This window comes from Chitinophagaceae bacterium C216, assembly GCA_028485475.2.
Classification (GTDB): Bacteria; Bacteroidota; Bacteroidia; order Chitinophagales; family Chitinophagaceae; genus Niabella; species Niabella composti.
The window spans coordinates 474,036-489,665 of the sequence record CP144143.1 but is presented as its reverse complement, the minus strand read 5'-3'; the positions used below and the strand labels follow the sequence as shown (position 1 = coordinate 489,665).

Below are 15,630 nucleotides of genomic sequence, written 5' to 3'. Positions count from 1 at the left end.
TTAACGGCCCTTTGCTTAAAGCAAAGGGCCGTTCTTTTATGGGGACAACTAAGCTGAATACTATTAAACCACATAGGTGGTAGAAGCTGTATCCCCGCCTCTTCCTGTCCAGTTGGTGTGGAAGAATTGACCTCGGGGCTGATCTACTCTTTCATAAGTGTGAGCTCCGAAATAATCACGCTGTGCTTGCAACAGGTTGGCTGGCAGTCTTTCTGCGCGATAGCCGTCATAGTAGTTAATGGCAGCGCTCAGACAAGGAACCGGAATGCCGTTTAACATAGCTGTTGCAGTAACAGTTCTTAAACCTTCCTGACAAGCTTGCATTTTTTCGGAGAAATAAGGATCGAGCAATAAGTTTACCAAATTGGGATCCTTATCAAATGCTTCTTTGATGTTGCCCAAGAAGCGCGAACGAATGATACAGCCACCTCTCCACATCAGGGCAATATTGCCGTAATTCAGTTCCCAGCCATATTCTTTGGCGGCAGCACGCATCATCTGGTAGCCCTGTGCGTAGGAGATGATTTTGGCGGAATATAATGCATCACGTAACTGTTCTATGAATTTTTTCTTATCACCGGTAAATGTTGGTTTTGGACCAGCCGTAAGCACTTTAGATGCTGCAACGCGTTCGTCTTTGATTGCAGACAAACATCTTGCAAAAACTGATTCGGTAATTAATGTGAGGGGAATGCCTAGCTCCAGAGCTACGGTTCCGGTCCACTTACCGGTGCCTTTTTGTCCTGCTGTATCTAGGATTTTATCAATAAGCGGTTCTCCGTTTTCTTTATATGCTAAAATATCACGGGTGATTTCAATAAGATAACTGTCAAGCTCGCCTTCATTCCACTCCTTAAACACTTCATGCATTTCATCGGTCGACATGCCTAAAAGGTCTTTCATGATTTGATATACTTCACAAATCAGCTGCATATCGCCATATTCAATACCATTATGTACCATTTTCACGAAATGTCCTGCACCACCGTCTCCTACCCAGTCACAGCAAGGAGATCCGTCATTAACTTTAGCCGCGATGCCTTGAAAGATAGGTTTTACCTCAGGCCATGCGTTTTTAGAGCCGCCGGGCATGATGGAGGGCCCCAGCAAAGCACCTTCCTCACCGCCCGATACTCCGGTACCGATGAAGTATAAGCCTTTGCTTTCTACATACTTCACCCTTCTTTCGGTATCGGGGAAGTGAGAGTTGCCTCCGTCTATGATAATATCACCTTTTTCAAGATGTGGTAATAGCAAGTCGATAAAATCATCTACGGGCTTGCCGGCTTTTACCATTAGCATAATTTTACGTGGTGTTTTCAGTGAGGCTACTAGCTCTTCTATGGAATGAGCTCCTTGTATGTTTTTTCCTTTAGCTCTTCCGTTTATGAAGTTGTCAACTTTATCTACTGTACGATTGTAGGCAGTAACGCGAAAACCCTTGCTTTCCATATTCAAAATAAGGTTTTCACCCATTACTGCCAGGCCTATAACACCTATATCTGATAATTGCGCCATAGTTTGAAGAGGTTAAATGTGATATAAAATTTTTTATCAATAAAAATAAAGTGCTCAAACTTACATGAAATTTTTCATCTTAACTTACAGCCTAAAACAATTTCGGCATGCTGACCCAATATTTACCACCGATAAATTTGATCTTTATGCGACAGATTTTAATATGTTTAATTCTGTATATAACAATGACTACTGGTTGTACATCTAAACAACAGGCAGATCTTTTTGTTTACAATGCCACCATATACACCGTTGATCCTGCTTTTAGCAAGGTGTCGGCTATGGTGATAAAAGACGGAAAGATTCTTGCAACTGGCGATAAGGATAAGCTTCAGCATCAGTATGAGTGCAAGGAAATGCTGGACGCAAAAGGAAAGTACATTTATCCTGGATTTATCGATGCCCACGCGCATTTTATTGGGTATGCACAATCTTTAATAGGAATTGATTTGGTCGGCACCCAAAGCTGGGATGAAGTACTGCAGAGGGTTGTAAATCTTGCGGACACTCAGGATAAAAATAGTTGGATTATAGGGCGAGGGTGGGATCAGAACGACTGGCAAGAAAAAGAGTTTCCTACTAATGAAAAGTTGAATGAACTATTTCCCGATAGACCGGTTTATCTTATACGGATAGATGGGCATGCCGCAATTGCAAATAACAAGGCTCTGGAAATAGCGGGCATACAGCCGGGAGATACGATTAGTGGCGGTTCTTTTTTAACCCATCAGGATAAGCTCACGGGTGTTCTGATTGATAATGCGATGGATAAAGTGGTGGCCCATATACCCGAACCTACTACGATTCAGCTGGAGCGCGCATTGCTGCGCGCGCAGCAGAATTGTTTTTCTGTAGGCTTAACAACCTTGCATGATTGCGGATTAAATTATGAAACAATAGAAGCGATCAAGTCTTTGCAAGATAAGCGTACGGTAAAAATCAGACTGTATGCGTTACTCAGCGATAATAAAAAGAATTATGATTATTTGTTGCGCAACGGCATTATTAAAACTTCCCACTTGCATGTAAGAGGATTTAAACTATTCTCCGACGGAGCTTTGGGATCGCGGGGTGCCAGTCTTCTGGAGGATTACAGTGACCAGCCGGGATGGAAAGGATTTTTATTGAGTAATGCAGAACATTTTGATTCCATTGCAGCATTGATTGCCCAACATAATTGGCAGATGTGTACCCATGCTATCGGCGATAATGGAAACAGAGTGATGTTGCAGATTTATGCTAAGTATCTTAAAGGGAAGAACGATCTCCGCTGGCGTATTGAGCATGCCCAGGTGGTAAATAAAGACGATTTTCACTATTTTGGAGATTATAATATTGTCCCCTCTGTACAACCTACGCACGCTACTTCCGATATGTATTGGGCGGGTGACAGATTAGGAGTAGAAAGATTAAAGAGCGCTTATGCCTATAAACAACTATTGGAACAAAATGGCTGGATTCCGCTAGGCACCGATTTTCCGGTGGAAGATATTTCTCCCTTCAAAACCTTTTACGCCGCTGTAGTACGCAAAGATGCACAGGGTTTTCCTGAGACCGGTTTTCAAAAAGAGAATGCTTTAACCCGAGAGCAGGCTTTGCGTGGCATGACAATATGGGCTGCAAAGGCCGCATTTGAAGAAAACGAAAAAGGAAGTTTAGAGCCCGGAAAGGTTGCCGATTTTGTGATACTGGATAACGACCTGATGCATGTTCCAGAGCATGAACTATTACAGTTAAGAGTTTGGCGCACTTATTTGGGCGGTGCTATGGTGTATTCTCGATAATATTATTGTTTTTTTAGTAAAACGATATAAGTAGGGAAATGATCGCTGTATCCACCGCGATACACATCCCCATTGTAAGAACGTTTGGGATACCCTTTGTATCTGCCTGTATTCTCAATCAGGTAATCGGCTTTAAAAATATTGTTCTTGTAAAAGAAAAAACCTTGTCTCTTTTTGTCTAAGAATGAAGAAGAAATAATAATCTGATCGAACAAACTCCAAGCATCTTGATAGGCAAGAGTACCTATTCCTTTTTTGTACAGCGTAACCCAAGGATTGAACAACTCATCCTGCTGGAGTTTATTGACTTCACCCCCTGCCTTAAGTCCCTTTGTAATACTGTTATTATTAGGATCATCATTTAAGTCGCCCATCACTACAATTTTGGAGTCTGGATTGATAATGAGCAAAGAGTCGATAATATACCGAACGGTGCGCGCTGCAGCCATACGCGCCGGGGCGGATCGTTTTTCTCCGCCTGCTCGGCTGGGCCAGTGATTGACAAAAACATGAATCGGCTCTCCATCAAGCTTGCCTTTCACCCAAAGAATATCTCGTGTAAATATTGCCTCTTTCGATCCTTCAGGGATTTTTACAAAAAGTGGGCGACTTTTCTCCACTTTAAAATATTTCGGATTGTATAAAAGTGCCACATCAACTCCCCGTGCATCGCGCGAGTCGTAATGTACATATTTGTAGTTGCGAGATGCAATAAGAGGATGACGGACAAAAGTGTCTAATACAAATTTGTTTTCAATTTCAGCAACACCTAGAAGTGCCGGCCCATCGGGATTAATATCTCTACCTATTTGAGATACTACTGTAGCTAGTTTGTTTAGCTTATCATTAAACACCTGGCTTGTATAAGCTTTGCTACCACTAGGTGTAAATGCTATATCATCATGGCTACCATGAAAGATAGTATCATAAAAGTTTTCGAAATTGTAAAATGCAATGACAGCAGATTTATAAGCACTTTGTGCAGGCAGCAAAATTGCGCGAAAGCCAATTATCAAAAGCAATAATCCTTTTTTCATGTATGATTTATTTTTTTATACAAAATTATTTATATTTGTGTTAGTGGCTTATAACTACATTAGGAGTTTAATAGTTGATTTTCTCTTACCCTATGAATAACATCAGCTATGATTAAACACCTGTTATCTACGTGCGTGCTGCTTTTGTTTTTATACCCATGCCCTGCACAAATTACTCCTGCAGTGGACAGTGTATGGATTGTGGATTCTGCCTATCAGGATATTAGAAGCGAGTTGCAAGAACATATTCCTACTATTACTTTAAGTGATGAAGAAATGGAGGAAGGAGGAAATGCTACAGTGTCTTCCATTTTGACAGCCGGACGAGATCCTTTTCTTGCAGCGGCTGCATTTAATTTCAGTGTACTTCGCTTTAGACTGAGAGGTTATGAAAGCCACGGCGACGCCATTTTTATTAATGGAATTGAATTCAACGGCTTGGAAAATGGTTATGTGCCTTATTCTTTATGGGGAGGACTAAATAATGTCATGCGGATGCAGCAAAATGCATACGGATTACAAGCCAATGAATTCACTTTTGGTGCGCTAGCTTTAAATACCAATGTGGATTTGCGAGCTGCAGCTCAGCGAGTACAGACTCAAATTGGATATGCACTTTCGAATCGCAATTATAGACATCGTGTTACTCTTAATCATGCCAGCGGATTTAATAAAAAAGGCTGGGCATACAGCTTTGCACTAACTGGTCGCTATGCTCCCGAAGGATATATTCCTGGAACTTATTATGAAAGTGCCTCTTATTATGTTGCGGTAGATAAACGTATAAACCCACGCAATACTTTTTCATTTATTGCATTTGGCGCCCCTACTGAAGTAGGACGGCAGGGCGCATCTGTACAGGAAGCAATGAACCTTGCAGGAACAAATTACTACAATCCTTCCTGGGGCTGGCAAGGCAGCAAAAAACGTAATGCTAATGTGCTACAGGGTTTTCAGCCTGTGTTTATCGCAATGTATGAACATCGGCCTCATGAAAAAGTACACTGGCTTACCAACGTGGCTTATTTATTTGGCAAGAGAAAAACCAGCGCATTGGATTGGTATAATGCTCCTGATCCACGTCCTGATTATTATCGTTACTTGCCCAGCTATTATATGCAGGACAACCCAGCTCTGTATGTATCCTTATATTCTTTCTTTATTAACAATCCTGATGCACTCCAGATTCAATGGGAAAAACTTTATGAAGCTAATCGAGGAAATTTGCGCACCATTCCTGATGTAGAGGGTATACCGGGCAATGATATTACTGGTAATCGCTCCGTGTATATTTTATCCAATCGTGTAAACGACCAACAACGCATAATTGCCAATACGATATATAATTTAAAACTCAGTAGTATTAGTACTTTTACCGGAGGCGCCAGTTATCAGCAACAGATAAATCATTATTATCAGGAAGTAAAGGATCTGCTAGGCGGTGATTTCTGGGTAAATATTAATCAGTTTGCCGAACGGGATTATCCCAACAATATCGACGTGGTGCAACATGACTTGGATCGTCCTAATCGTCTTGTAAAGGAAGGGGAACAATATGGGTATAATTACAAGATAACACTTAGTCAGGCTGCGCTTTGGGCACAACTACTTTTTGTTTTTAAAAAACTCGATGTATTTGCCGCCGGAAAAATTTCCCAAACTGCTTTTTTTCGTACGGGTTTTAATCGCAATGGTCTTTTTCCGGAATCTTCTTACGGAAAGTCTTCGGTACAAAATTTTTTTAATCCAGCAGTAAAGGCGGGTGTTACATATAAGATGAATGGCCGCAATTATTTTTTCATTAACGGAACTTACAGAACCATACCACCCTTTTTTGAAAATGCCTACATATCGCAACGTACTAGAAATGATGTACAAGAAGGCTTGAAAAGCGAAACGATTATTTCGGGAGAAGCCGGATATAAATTGAGTGCTCCTCGTGTAAAACTGAGTATTACGGGATATTATACAAAAAACACTGATGGGGTGGATGTGCTTTCGTTTTATCACGACCAATATCAGAGCTTTGTCAATTATGCTTTAAGTGGAATTGACAAAGTTTATTTTGGGGGAGAGCTTGGGGCAGAGATTAAGTTGAGCTCTACTGTAAGCTTTAATGGAGCGGCGTCGGTAGGGAGTTATTATTACGACAGCCGTCCCCGTGCCATTATTACTGCCGATAATAGTGCTGCAATGTTGGGTAAGCAGACCATTTATTTAAAAAACTATCGTATTGCCTCCTCTCCTCAACAAGCATATAGCGCCGGATTCTTCTATCGTTCTCCAAAGTTCTGGTATGCAAGTATTACGGCGAATTATTTTCAGAATATGTGGTTATCCCTCAATCCTATTCGTAGAACGGCTGAAGCGATTGCTGATACGGAGCCGGATAATCCCGTGTCGGAAGCTATTAAACAAAGCATATTAGCGCAAGAACGCTTTGAGGATGTTTTTACGATAGATCTTTTTGGGGGATGGAATAAACTGCTTCATAGGAAATATTACATCAAGAATCGTCGTACCTATCTTTTGTTTACAGTGGGAGTAAATAATCTGCTTAATAATAGAAACCTTAAATCCGGAGGCTTTGAACAGCTACGGCTAGACTTCGAAGAGAAAAACGTTAATAAGTTTCCGCCTAAATATTACTATGCATACGGGATTAACTTTTTTGCCAGTATCGGTTTGAGGTTTTAATAAAACGTATCACTATGAAAAAACTTTCTTTTAATAAAAAAGCAATAGGATTGCTAGGATGTCTTTTACTGATCATTGCATCCTGTAATCGAAAATTTGATGTTCCTCCATCTAATGCTGATCCGGAAATAGATGTGACAATGACGATTATGGAATTAAAAGCACGCTATACGGCAATAGGCGACTTTAAACGCATTGATGAGGATGAAATTATTTCGGGTGTAGTAATTGCAGATGATGCATCGGGCAACTTTTATAAACAAGTCGTTATTCAAGACGAAACAGGAGGACTCCCTGTGCTGTTGGAGGGAAACAATCTGTACACACAATTTCCGGTGGGTCGTCGTATTTTTCTAAAGCTAAAAGGACTGATGCTGGGTGATTATGGCGGTACCATTCAACTCGGCATTGATTCTTCACGATCGGACGACGGCCGTTTTCTAAATCTGACCGGTATTCCTCAAACCATGTTTGATCAGTATATTATTAAAGGCTCGTTTCATAATACCATCATACCTAAAGTTGTAAAGCCTTCTGATTTTACAAAAAGTTTGAATGATCCGTTGTTGAGTACGCTAGTGCAAATAGAAAATGCGGAGTTTAAAGATGCCGATATTAATAAAACTTATGCAGATCCTTCTAAAAACACCAGCGCGATAAATTTTACAATTAATACTTGCGATAGACAAAGTATCGTGTTGCGCAACAGTAGTTATGCTCGCTTTGCAGGAATAAATGTTCCGGATGGAAATGGTGTGCTGATTGGGGTGCCCTCGGTATTTAATGGCACGCTACAAATCTTTATTCGGGATACAGCAGATGTACAGTTTTCGGGAATACGTTGTAGTGGTCAAGCACCTATACCTACCTTAATGACTATTGAAGAAGTAAAAGCGTTTGCTGGAGGCGACTCTTCTATTCCTGCGGGTGTTTATATCAAAGGAGTTGTAGTATCTGATACAAAAAATGAAGCAGCAGGAAACTATCGTTTGCAAGATGCAACAGGAGCTATTCAAATACGTTTTGCTAATGCAAGTGTAAACCCTAACGCCTCTTTGGGCGATTCATTAACAGTAACGGTGGGAGGGCTGTCGCTAAGCACATTCAACGGTGGTTTGCAGATTAGTGGTGTGACAGTATCCGAAAAATCAGGAGCAGGTATTATTACACCTAAATCGACTACTATATCGGAAATAATAGCTAATAATCGCACTTGGGAATCATCGGTAGTAACCATAAATAATGTTTCCATTACAATACTCGAAACGAATAGCACCGGTACCAACTATCTGATAACAGACGCCACCGGATCGCTAAAGTCTTTTGTGAGAAATACGGCAGAAATTGTAATGCCCGCTTCGGCAGAGCGTATTACGGGTTATGTGTCCATCTACCAATCTACACCTGATGCAGCATTGGAAACACAACTTACATTACGCCGTCAAGAGGATATTGAAGGCGGTTTTGGAGGAGCTTTTGCTGCAGTGTATACTTTTAACGATGTTACTAACACTTCGGGAGCAGCTGATCCTACTCCCTCACCAGCTGTAGATGGATTGATGTTCGGTTCCTTTACTGCTGTAGGTGTTAGTGCTAACTCTTCAGCAAGCGGAAGATTTTCTTTCACGGGATGGCCATTGGGAGCTACAAATGGTTCGGATAACTTTACAGGAAACCTTGATACTACACGCTATTACGAGGTGACCATTACTCCCGCTGTAGGGAGACAAATGGATCTTTATAAAATTGCCTTTACGTTACAGCGTTCGGGAACCGGTGTAAGACAGGTCGCCGTTCGATCCAGTATAAACGGATTTGCCGATAATTTGCCTGTAGCTATTGATCCACCTAATAGTAATTTAACCGTGGTGGACGAAAAGGTTGTTCAAATAAGCGATGCGGCCACTACTGCGCAGAATGGATGTGTTGTAGTTTTAGATGCTACGTATACCAATATTACCACAGCAGTCACCTTTAGATTTTATGGTTTTAATGCGGAAAGCAGTGGTGGAACATTTAGTATTGATAATGTTCGTATGGAGGGGGTGGTGAAATAAATACTTTAGTGGGCCGTTCTCCTAAGGTGCGGGTTAACAAAGGCTGCTTGCCAAAGGGCAATGCGGCCTTTTTGGTTAATGCTTTTGGGTGTACCTTCGCACGGTTTAAGATGAATACGAAGATCTCCTGGCTGTTAACCGGCCTGTTATTTACCATATTGTGGTCCTCTGCGGCAACTGCAACGAAAATTGCGTTGTTGGATGCCCAACCTTTGGTTGTTGCTGTATGCAGATTTGGCATTGCCGCATTGCTGATGCTTTTTATAGCACATGGTATATTACGACAAAAGTTACCCAATCGTATAGAACTAAAACAATTAGCCATATACGGTTTACTGAACATCACTATCTATCTGGGCATTTATGTTATAGCTATGAAGGAAGTGACAGCGAGTATTGGGGCGTTAACCATAGCGGCAAGTCCGGTATTTATCAGTTTTCTATCGGTATTTGTGTTGAAGAAGCCAATCAGCGTTCAAGTGTTATTGGCATTGCTCATTTGTTTGTTCGGTTTTGTTGTTGTAGCCTGGCCGTTGTTTGACGGGGTATCGGTTACCGTAAAGGGATTGATTTTACTTGTTAGTTGTATGTTTTCCTATTCGGCAGGGACAATTTATTTCTCGTCTAAGAAATGGGACAGACTGCATTTGCTCACTATTAACGGCTGGCAGACATTATTGGGCGGTATATTTTTATTTCCGATAATGTTGATTACTTATAAGTCAGGGGCCAATCATTTTGATAAAAACTTCTGGATTGGTACCATTTGGTTGGCTACACTGGTTTCGGTGGGGGCGGTATGGCTTTGGCTGAAGCTGATTAAAGAAGATGCTGTAAAAGCCGGATTATGGTTATTCCTCTGTCCTATATTTGGTATTATTATAGCTGCCATTTTAGTAAAAGATCGCATTAGCTGGCACACCTTTGCAGGCGTGGCTTTAGTATTGTCAGGGCTAGCACTAAGTCAGTATGAAAAAAGAACAGAAACACCCATGGAATAAACCTGCAATTCTATACTATATTTGTTTTTAATTACGATTCGATATTCAATAAACGCTATTACATCACCTTGCAGACGAAGAAGAACATATACTTTTTATCGGACTTTCATTTGGGTGCACCTTCATATGAAGCAAGTCGAATTAGAGAAAAAAAGATAGTGGCGTTTCTAAATGAAATAGCCGATGGTGCTTCCGAAGTATTTTTGGTGGGGGATATGTTCGACTTTTGGTATGAGTATAAATACGTAGTCCCAAAGGGTTATTTACGTTTGTTAGGGAAACTGGCCGATTTGTCTGATGTAGGTGTAAAGCTTCATTTTTTTGTGGGCAATCACGATATGTGGGTGAGCAGTTATTTTCAGCAAGAGCTTGGTATGGCGGTTTATTTTGAACCGAAAGAATTTGAATGGAGCGGTAAAAAATTTTTAATCGGCCATGGAGATGGTTTAGGTCCGGGAGATAAGGGGTATAAGCGCTTGAAAAAAGTATTTCGCAATCCTGTGAGTCAATGGTTGTTTGGTGTACTGCCTCCACAAATAGGCATTGGCATAGCCAATTATATGAGTAAAAGAAGTCGTATTAAAACCGGTAGCTCCGAAGATGTGTTTTTGGGTGAGGACAAGGAATGGTTGGTTCAATATTGTAAAAGCAAGTTGGCTGAAAAACCCTACGATTATTTTATATTTGGTCATAGACATCTTCCGATAGATTTTAAGTTGAGTGAGCAAAGTCGTTATATCAATCTGGGAGACTGGATTAAGTTTTTTACATATGCGGTTTTTGATCATGAAGATGTGCACTTGCTGACATATCATAGTGATCCGTCTAAAATCAACCGTAATTATTGAAAAACGCACTTTACATATTACTCTTTTGTTTGTTCAGTATCTACTGCTTTGCGCAACAGTTTCCGGGAGGGCAAAAAATAAAAACTATTCCCGGCAACTATGTTTCTTTCTCCATCGATAATCTGGATAACATTTATCTGGTAAGTACTTCTAATCAGCTTAAGAAGCTAAGTGCCGTAGGCGATGAGGTTTCGGTGTTTAATGAGATTAAAAAATTTGGAGAAGTAACATGGGTAGATGTTTCTAATCCGGTAAGATTATTGCTTTACTACAAAGGTTTTTCTTCTATTGTATTATTGGATGGTATGCTAAACCAACGAGCAGCAATAGATCTGCGTCGGAAAAATCTTTTTAATGTTTCGGCCATAAGCTTGTCTTACGATAATAAAATATGGCTATACGATGAGATGGATAACAAGCTGAAGAAAATAGATGAGGAGGGGAATGTAATTTTTGTAACAGCGGATTTTAGACAGCTTTTTGATAAAGCCCTTAGTCCTATAAGAATATTCGATCAAAGTCAATACGTTTATCTTTATGACTCACTGCAGGGTATTTATGTTTTTGACTATTACGGTACCTATAAAAGTAAGATAGATATTGTTCGCTGGCAGCATGTATCTGTTAGTGATAAAATTATTTATGGTACTTATGATGGAAAATTATGTCAATACAATACTGCTACGCTGAAACTATCAGAGTGGCCAATTCCCGAGGCTTTTCGAGGATACAAACAGATTTTCAAAAAGAATAATAAACTGTATGCTTTGGGAAATGATGGCTTAGAAATTTATCTACTTAACGAAACCGCTTCTTTTTGATAAATTATTTAAGGTTTTCTCAGTACCCATATTACATTAGAAGTATATTTTGTATGATCTATGCGTTGTATTGCTATTTGCTTGTTTTTAGCAATATTTTCAATGCTTTTGCCTGATAGATAGTAAAGCGCATGTGTGGTTTTATTGAATGAAAATATTTTGGTAGACAGTTGCTCTGTGAGTTGGGTTCCTTTGTGTTTTCTTTTTAGGTCAATATCTCCATCGCGTATGATGAGTACACCGTTAGGCAACAGCGCGTCAATAGCTTTTTCAATCACTTGTTGTTGTTGTTCGGGATGGAGATAATGCAGTACATCACTTATGATGATGCCGTTGTATTTATCCAACTTAAATGCGGCAATGTCTTCACAGACAAAGTTTACATCTTCTGTTCTACTGAAACAGTGTTGTGCTGTATCTATTTTTTCTTCGTCATAATCTACTCCTGTAAATTTTCTTTTACCCTGACTGGCCCAATGCAAGATATAACTCATAAAACCATAACCACAACCCAGATCCAGAAATGTTCCTTCTTCCGGTAGTAATTCATGGAAAGGTTGGTAATAGTTTTCCAGTCTTAATTTTACTTTGAGATACCATTCCAGTACAGGGCCTTTGTAGATATAATTGAAGAATAAATGTTCTTTGAAATATTCAGGCTGCTCCAATTCTTTAGTTAAAGCTTCATGTTGTTGTTTAAAATATCGAGAGATAGATTTTGTTCTTTCTTGATAAGTGTTGCCCCAAGTACGGTCTTCATAGCTGATGCGGGGTAGATATTTAGCAGTAATAGGGCCATTTTTCAGCAAATAATCTCCTTTTGTCATGGTGTACCCTAACCCATGAAAAAGAATCGGAACAATATCCAGTTTTAACTGTTCGGCAAGATAAAAAGCCCCTTTATGGAAACGTTTCATCGGTGGATGTGACGTGCGGGTTCCTTCGGGAAATACAGCTATGGAATAACCTTGTTCTACTTGTTTGCTCAATAGATCTATACTGTTCTCTATACCGTTAGCAACCGGGTAAAAATCTGCCATCTTAACCGCCCATCCAAATACCGGTGATTTCCACACCCAATTATTGGTTAATAAAATAAGTTTGGGATTAAGCATGGCCATTTGCAAAATGTCTAGAAAAGATTGATGATTGGCTATTACAACAGCAGGTTTCTCAAATTTTTCGTTATACGGATTGATTTGCCGTTTTCTAAAATTGCCCATGATATAGAGCACAGACATACAGAACTTCGAAAGCAAATAGTGATATACTGCTTTACCCTTTTTTCTTCCCAGGAGGTTAAGCTTGATAAGAAAAATACCGATGATAGTAAGTAATATGCTTACAAAACCAAAATAGCAAAAGGAAAAAACAGAGCGGCTCCAACTCCAAATAGTCCACGGATGGAAACCTTTTTGTATACGATTCTTGATAACTATTGAAAAGAAAAACGGAATCAATATTTGCGCCATCAATACCACACACAAAATGCCAGTAACGGAAATAAAAGCAATGGAGCGTAACGCAGGATGTTGGGCGAATATGAGTACACCTAATCCCGTAATAGTAGTAATGGCAGAAAGTAATATAGATGATTTATAGGCAGCTAGATTCTTTTTGCCTGTTTTGTACTCATTCAATAAACCGTCCATTACAAACAGGCTATAATCATCTCCCAAACCGAATATTAATGCGGAGATAATAATATTTACAATGTTGAATTGAATGTTGCAGATAGCCATAATACCCAATATCCAAATCCAGCTAAATAGCATGGGGATAAAGGTCATCAGCATCAGTTCTATTCTTCCATAAGTGAACAGCAATACTCCAGCAACAATTAAGGAAACTATCCATGCGATGCGATTGAAATCTTCATTCACAATTTCTGTCAATCTTTCGGTAAGGTACTGTCTATCTAAAACTGTGACATGAGGTAATTGTTCCAGTTGGGAGATGGTCTTTGATTTGTATTGCTCCGGAACCTTTACTAAAGTGACGACCGAGGCCAGTTCTTCTTTCTCCGAAATATAATCATCCAAAAAACTATTGCGCAGGCTTTGCAATTGAGAAAACTGTATTGGCTGGTAATCTTTTTCAATCAGTGCTCTGAAATTATTAATACCATCTTCAGTAAAGCCGTTTTTTGGTGCTAGCGAAGTAAGCTCTTGCAGTACTGCCTGTTTTTTAGAATCACTCCAGAATGTTTTCCATTGTTGTATTCTTTGCTGCTGCAGGGTTGCAGACACAAAAAGATTGGCCACTCCCGAGCTACTGTAAACGATGCCCTCGTTTTTAAGAGTATGTATATGCTGCTGCAGGGCTTCGTTCTTCTGCAACGCTTCATTTAGGTCATTTCCTTCGCTTACTATGTAAATAGATTTTAAGGCAGCACCACTAATACTGTTGAGTTTGTTTTCTGCTGCTTTAACTTTCTCGGACATGTAATTCAGCTGCGTCATATCGGGCTCAAAAGATACTTTACCAAATCGGTAAAGAATAATAGTAATAATGAAAATCGCAGCAACCAACCATTTATTATGCTCAAAACGAATGGAGGAAATCTTGTCTAGCCAGGTAGGACGAGGCGTAGCATTATATTTATGGGTAGTAATAAAATGCGGTAGGAATATTAGAGAGCATAGGGCGGCGCCAATCAAACTAAAACCACCAAACAACCCCAAGTCCTTCAACATGTCTGAAGTGGCATATTGCAGACTAAAGAACCCCAGAATAGTTGTTGCGCTTCCGATGGTTAACGGGAATGAAAGATCGGCAATAACCTTTCTTAGATCTCCGGTATGGCGATAATGATTAATAACATGCAATGAATAGTTGACCGCAATTCCCAGCACCAGCGAACCGGTGCCCAACGCAATGACTGAAATACTACCCTTTATAAAACAAATAGCAGCCAGCGCCAGCGAGGCTCCATATACCACCGGCACCAAAATGAGCAAGGGCGCTCTTTTCTTTCTGAAGTAAAAACCCAAAAATAAAACGATTAACAGTACGGTGATGCCCTGAGTTAATAGCGTGTCTTGTCTTAATTGTGCAGCATTGCTCTGCGATACTACTGCTGCTCCAAAATATTTTGTATCGATATTACCAAACTGCGATTGTGACAGTGAGTCCGTGATGCGATCTATAATTGAGAAAAAATCTTTATTAGCTCCGGTGTTTCCGGCAGGATAAGCCGGAGTGATAAAGAGTAGTATTGTTTTTTTATCTCGTGTGACGAAATGATTGTTGTGTAAAGTAAAATTATCTTCGTATTGTAGTTGCTGTAGTTTCTTTAATGCTAGAAAAGAAATACCCGAAGGATCATTGAGTACAACATTCTTTATAGGTGCAGGACCGGGAATACTTAATATAGAACTACTTCGAGCTAGTGATTTGGTTAGCTCGGGTGCTTGTAGTAGTGTATCTATTTTTTTATAATCATCTTCTGTAAGAAAAACCGGAAGATGATGCTGCATGGTTTCAAAAAGAGTATACGTGAAATCCTCGTCAATTTTATAGCGTAGATTTTTGATGTAGGTACTTGCTTGGTGTTGCAATGCTTCTGCAAATGCATCGGCATAAGCAACCAAGCTATCAGGCTGTGTGGCGGCAGTGTCTTTTACGGAAGCCATCACTACTAGCTTGTCTGCAAATTTGGAATTCTCAAAAATCTGGGTAAGTTTTTCCGTTTTATGATCTTTCGGAAGAATGGCGTAAATATCCTCTACGAATTTAATTCTGGAAGCAAAGAAGATAAAAACTGCCAGTGTAGAAAAAAAGGAGCAGTAAAGAGCAGTCTTGTTCTTTCTAAAAAAATCAAATATCGATGTAAATATCTTTTGCATATAGCCGTTGCTTGAAGTC

The 15,630-nt window shown here is 39.8% G+C and carries 9 protein-coding genes; 6 read left to right on the top strand and 3 right to left on the bottom strand.

The genetic code is table 11. The features are described from left to right. Positions 1–63 precede the first annotated feature (63 nt). Positions 64–1,518 (bottom strand): decarboxylating NADP(+)-dependent phosphogluconate dehydrogenase, encoded by a 1,455-nt coding sequence (gene gnd / locus PIECOFPK_RS01985; protein WP_409966396.1) that lies wholly within the window; start codon positions 1,516–1,518, stop codon positions 64–66. Between the two features lie 146 nt (positions 1,519–1,664). Between gnd and PIECOFPK_RS01980 the strand changes: the two genes are divergently transcribed. Further along, positions 1,665–3,302, top strand: a complete 1,638-nt coding sequence (locus PIECOFPK_RS01980; protein WP_409966395.1) for an amidohydrolase — start codon at positions 1,665–1,667, stop codon at positions 3,300–3,302. A 2-nt stretch (positions 3,303–3,304) separates the two neighbouring features. Here the strand turns inward: PIECOFPK_RS01980 and PIECOFPK_RS01975 are convergent, their stop codons facing one another. Continuing rightward, entirely contained in the window at positions 3,305–4,339 is a 1,035-nt protein-coding gene (locus PIECOFPK_RS01975) for an endonuclease/exonuclease/phosphatase (protein ID WP_330974674.1), read from the bottom strand. 183 nt (positions 4,340–4,522) lie between these two features. Here PIECOFPK_RS01975 and PIECOFPK_RS01970 point away from each other — a divergent pair, with 183 nt between their 5' ends. The 5 genes from PIECOFPK_RS01970 to PIECOFPK_RS01950 all read left to right on the top strand — a co-directional run bounded on the left by PIECOFPK_RS01970 (position 4,523) and on the right by PIECOFPK_RS01950 (position 11,763). Beyond that, positions 4,523–7,036 carry a TonB-dependent receptor gene (locus PIECOFPK_RS01970; protein WP_330974673.1) on the top strand — a complete coding sequence of 838 codons (2,514 nt, stop codon included), beginning with the start codon at positions 4,523–4,525 and terminating at the stop codon, positions 7,034–7,036. Between the two features lie 14 nt (positions 7,037–7,050). After that, complete coding sequence (locus PIECOFPK_RS01965) at positions 7,051–9,093, top strand: DUF5689 domain-containing protein (RefSeq protein WP_409966394.1); 2,043 nt, start codon at positions 7,051–7,053, stop codon at positions 9,091–9,093. A 110-nt stretch (positions 9,094–9,203) separates the two neighbouring features. Further along, positions 9,204–10,094 carry a DMT family transporter gene (locus PIECOFPK_RS01960; protein ID WP_409966393.1) on the top strand — a complete coding sequence of 297 codons (891 nt, stop codon included), beginning with the start codon at positions 9,204–9,206 and terminating at the stop codon, positions 10,092–10,094. Between the two features lie 158 nt (positions 10,095–10,252). Then, positions 10,253–10,942 (top strand): UDP-2,3-diacylglucosamine diphosphatase, encoded by a 690-nt coding sequence (locus PIECOFPK_RS01955; protein ID WP_330974670.1) that lies wholly within the window; start codon positions 10,253–10,255, stop codon positions 10,940–10,942. Then, the gene (locus PIECOFPK_RS01950) at positions 10,939–11,763 is read left to right on the top strand and encodes a hypothetical protein (RefSeq protein WP_409966392.1); all 825 of its coding nucleotides are present in this window, start codon (positions 10,939–10,941) and stop codon (positions 11,761–11,763) included. Before PIECOFPK_RS01955 ends, PIECOFPK_RS01950 begins: the two co-directional genes overlap by 4 nt. Positions 11,764–11,771: 8 nt before the next feature. Here the strand turns inward: PIECOFPK_RS01950 and PIECOFPK_RS01945 are convergent, their stop codons facing one another. Beyond that, on the bottom strand, positions 11,772–15,611 hold the full coding sequence (locus PIECOFPK_RS01945) for a 1-acyl-sn-glycerol-3-phosphate acyltransferase (protein ID WP_409966391.1): 3,840 nt from the start codon (positions 15,609–15,611) through the stop codon (positions 11,772–11,774). Positions 15,612–15,630 lie beyond the last annotated feature (19 nt).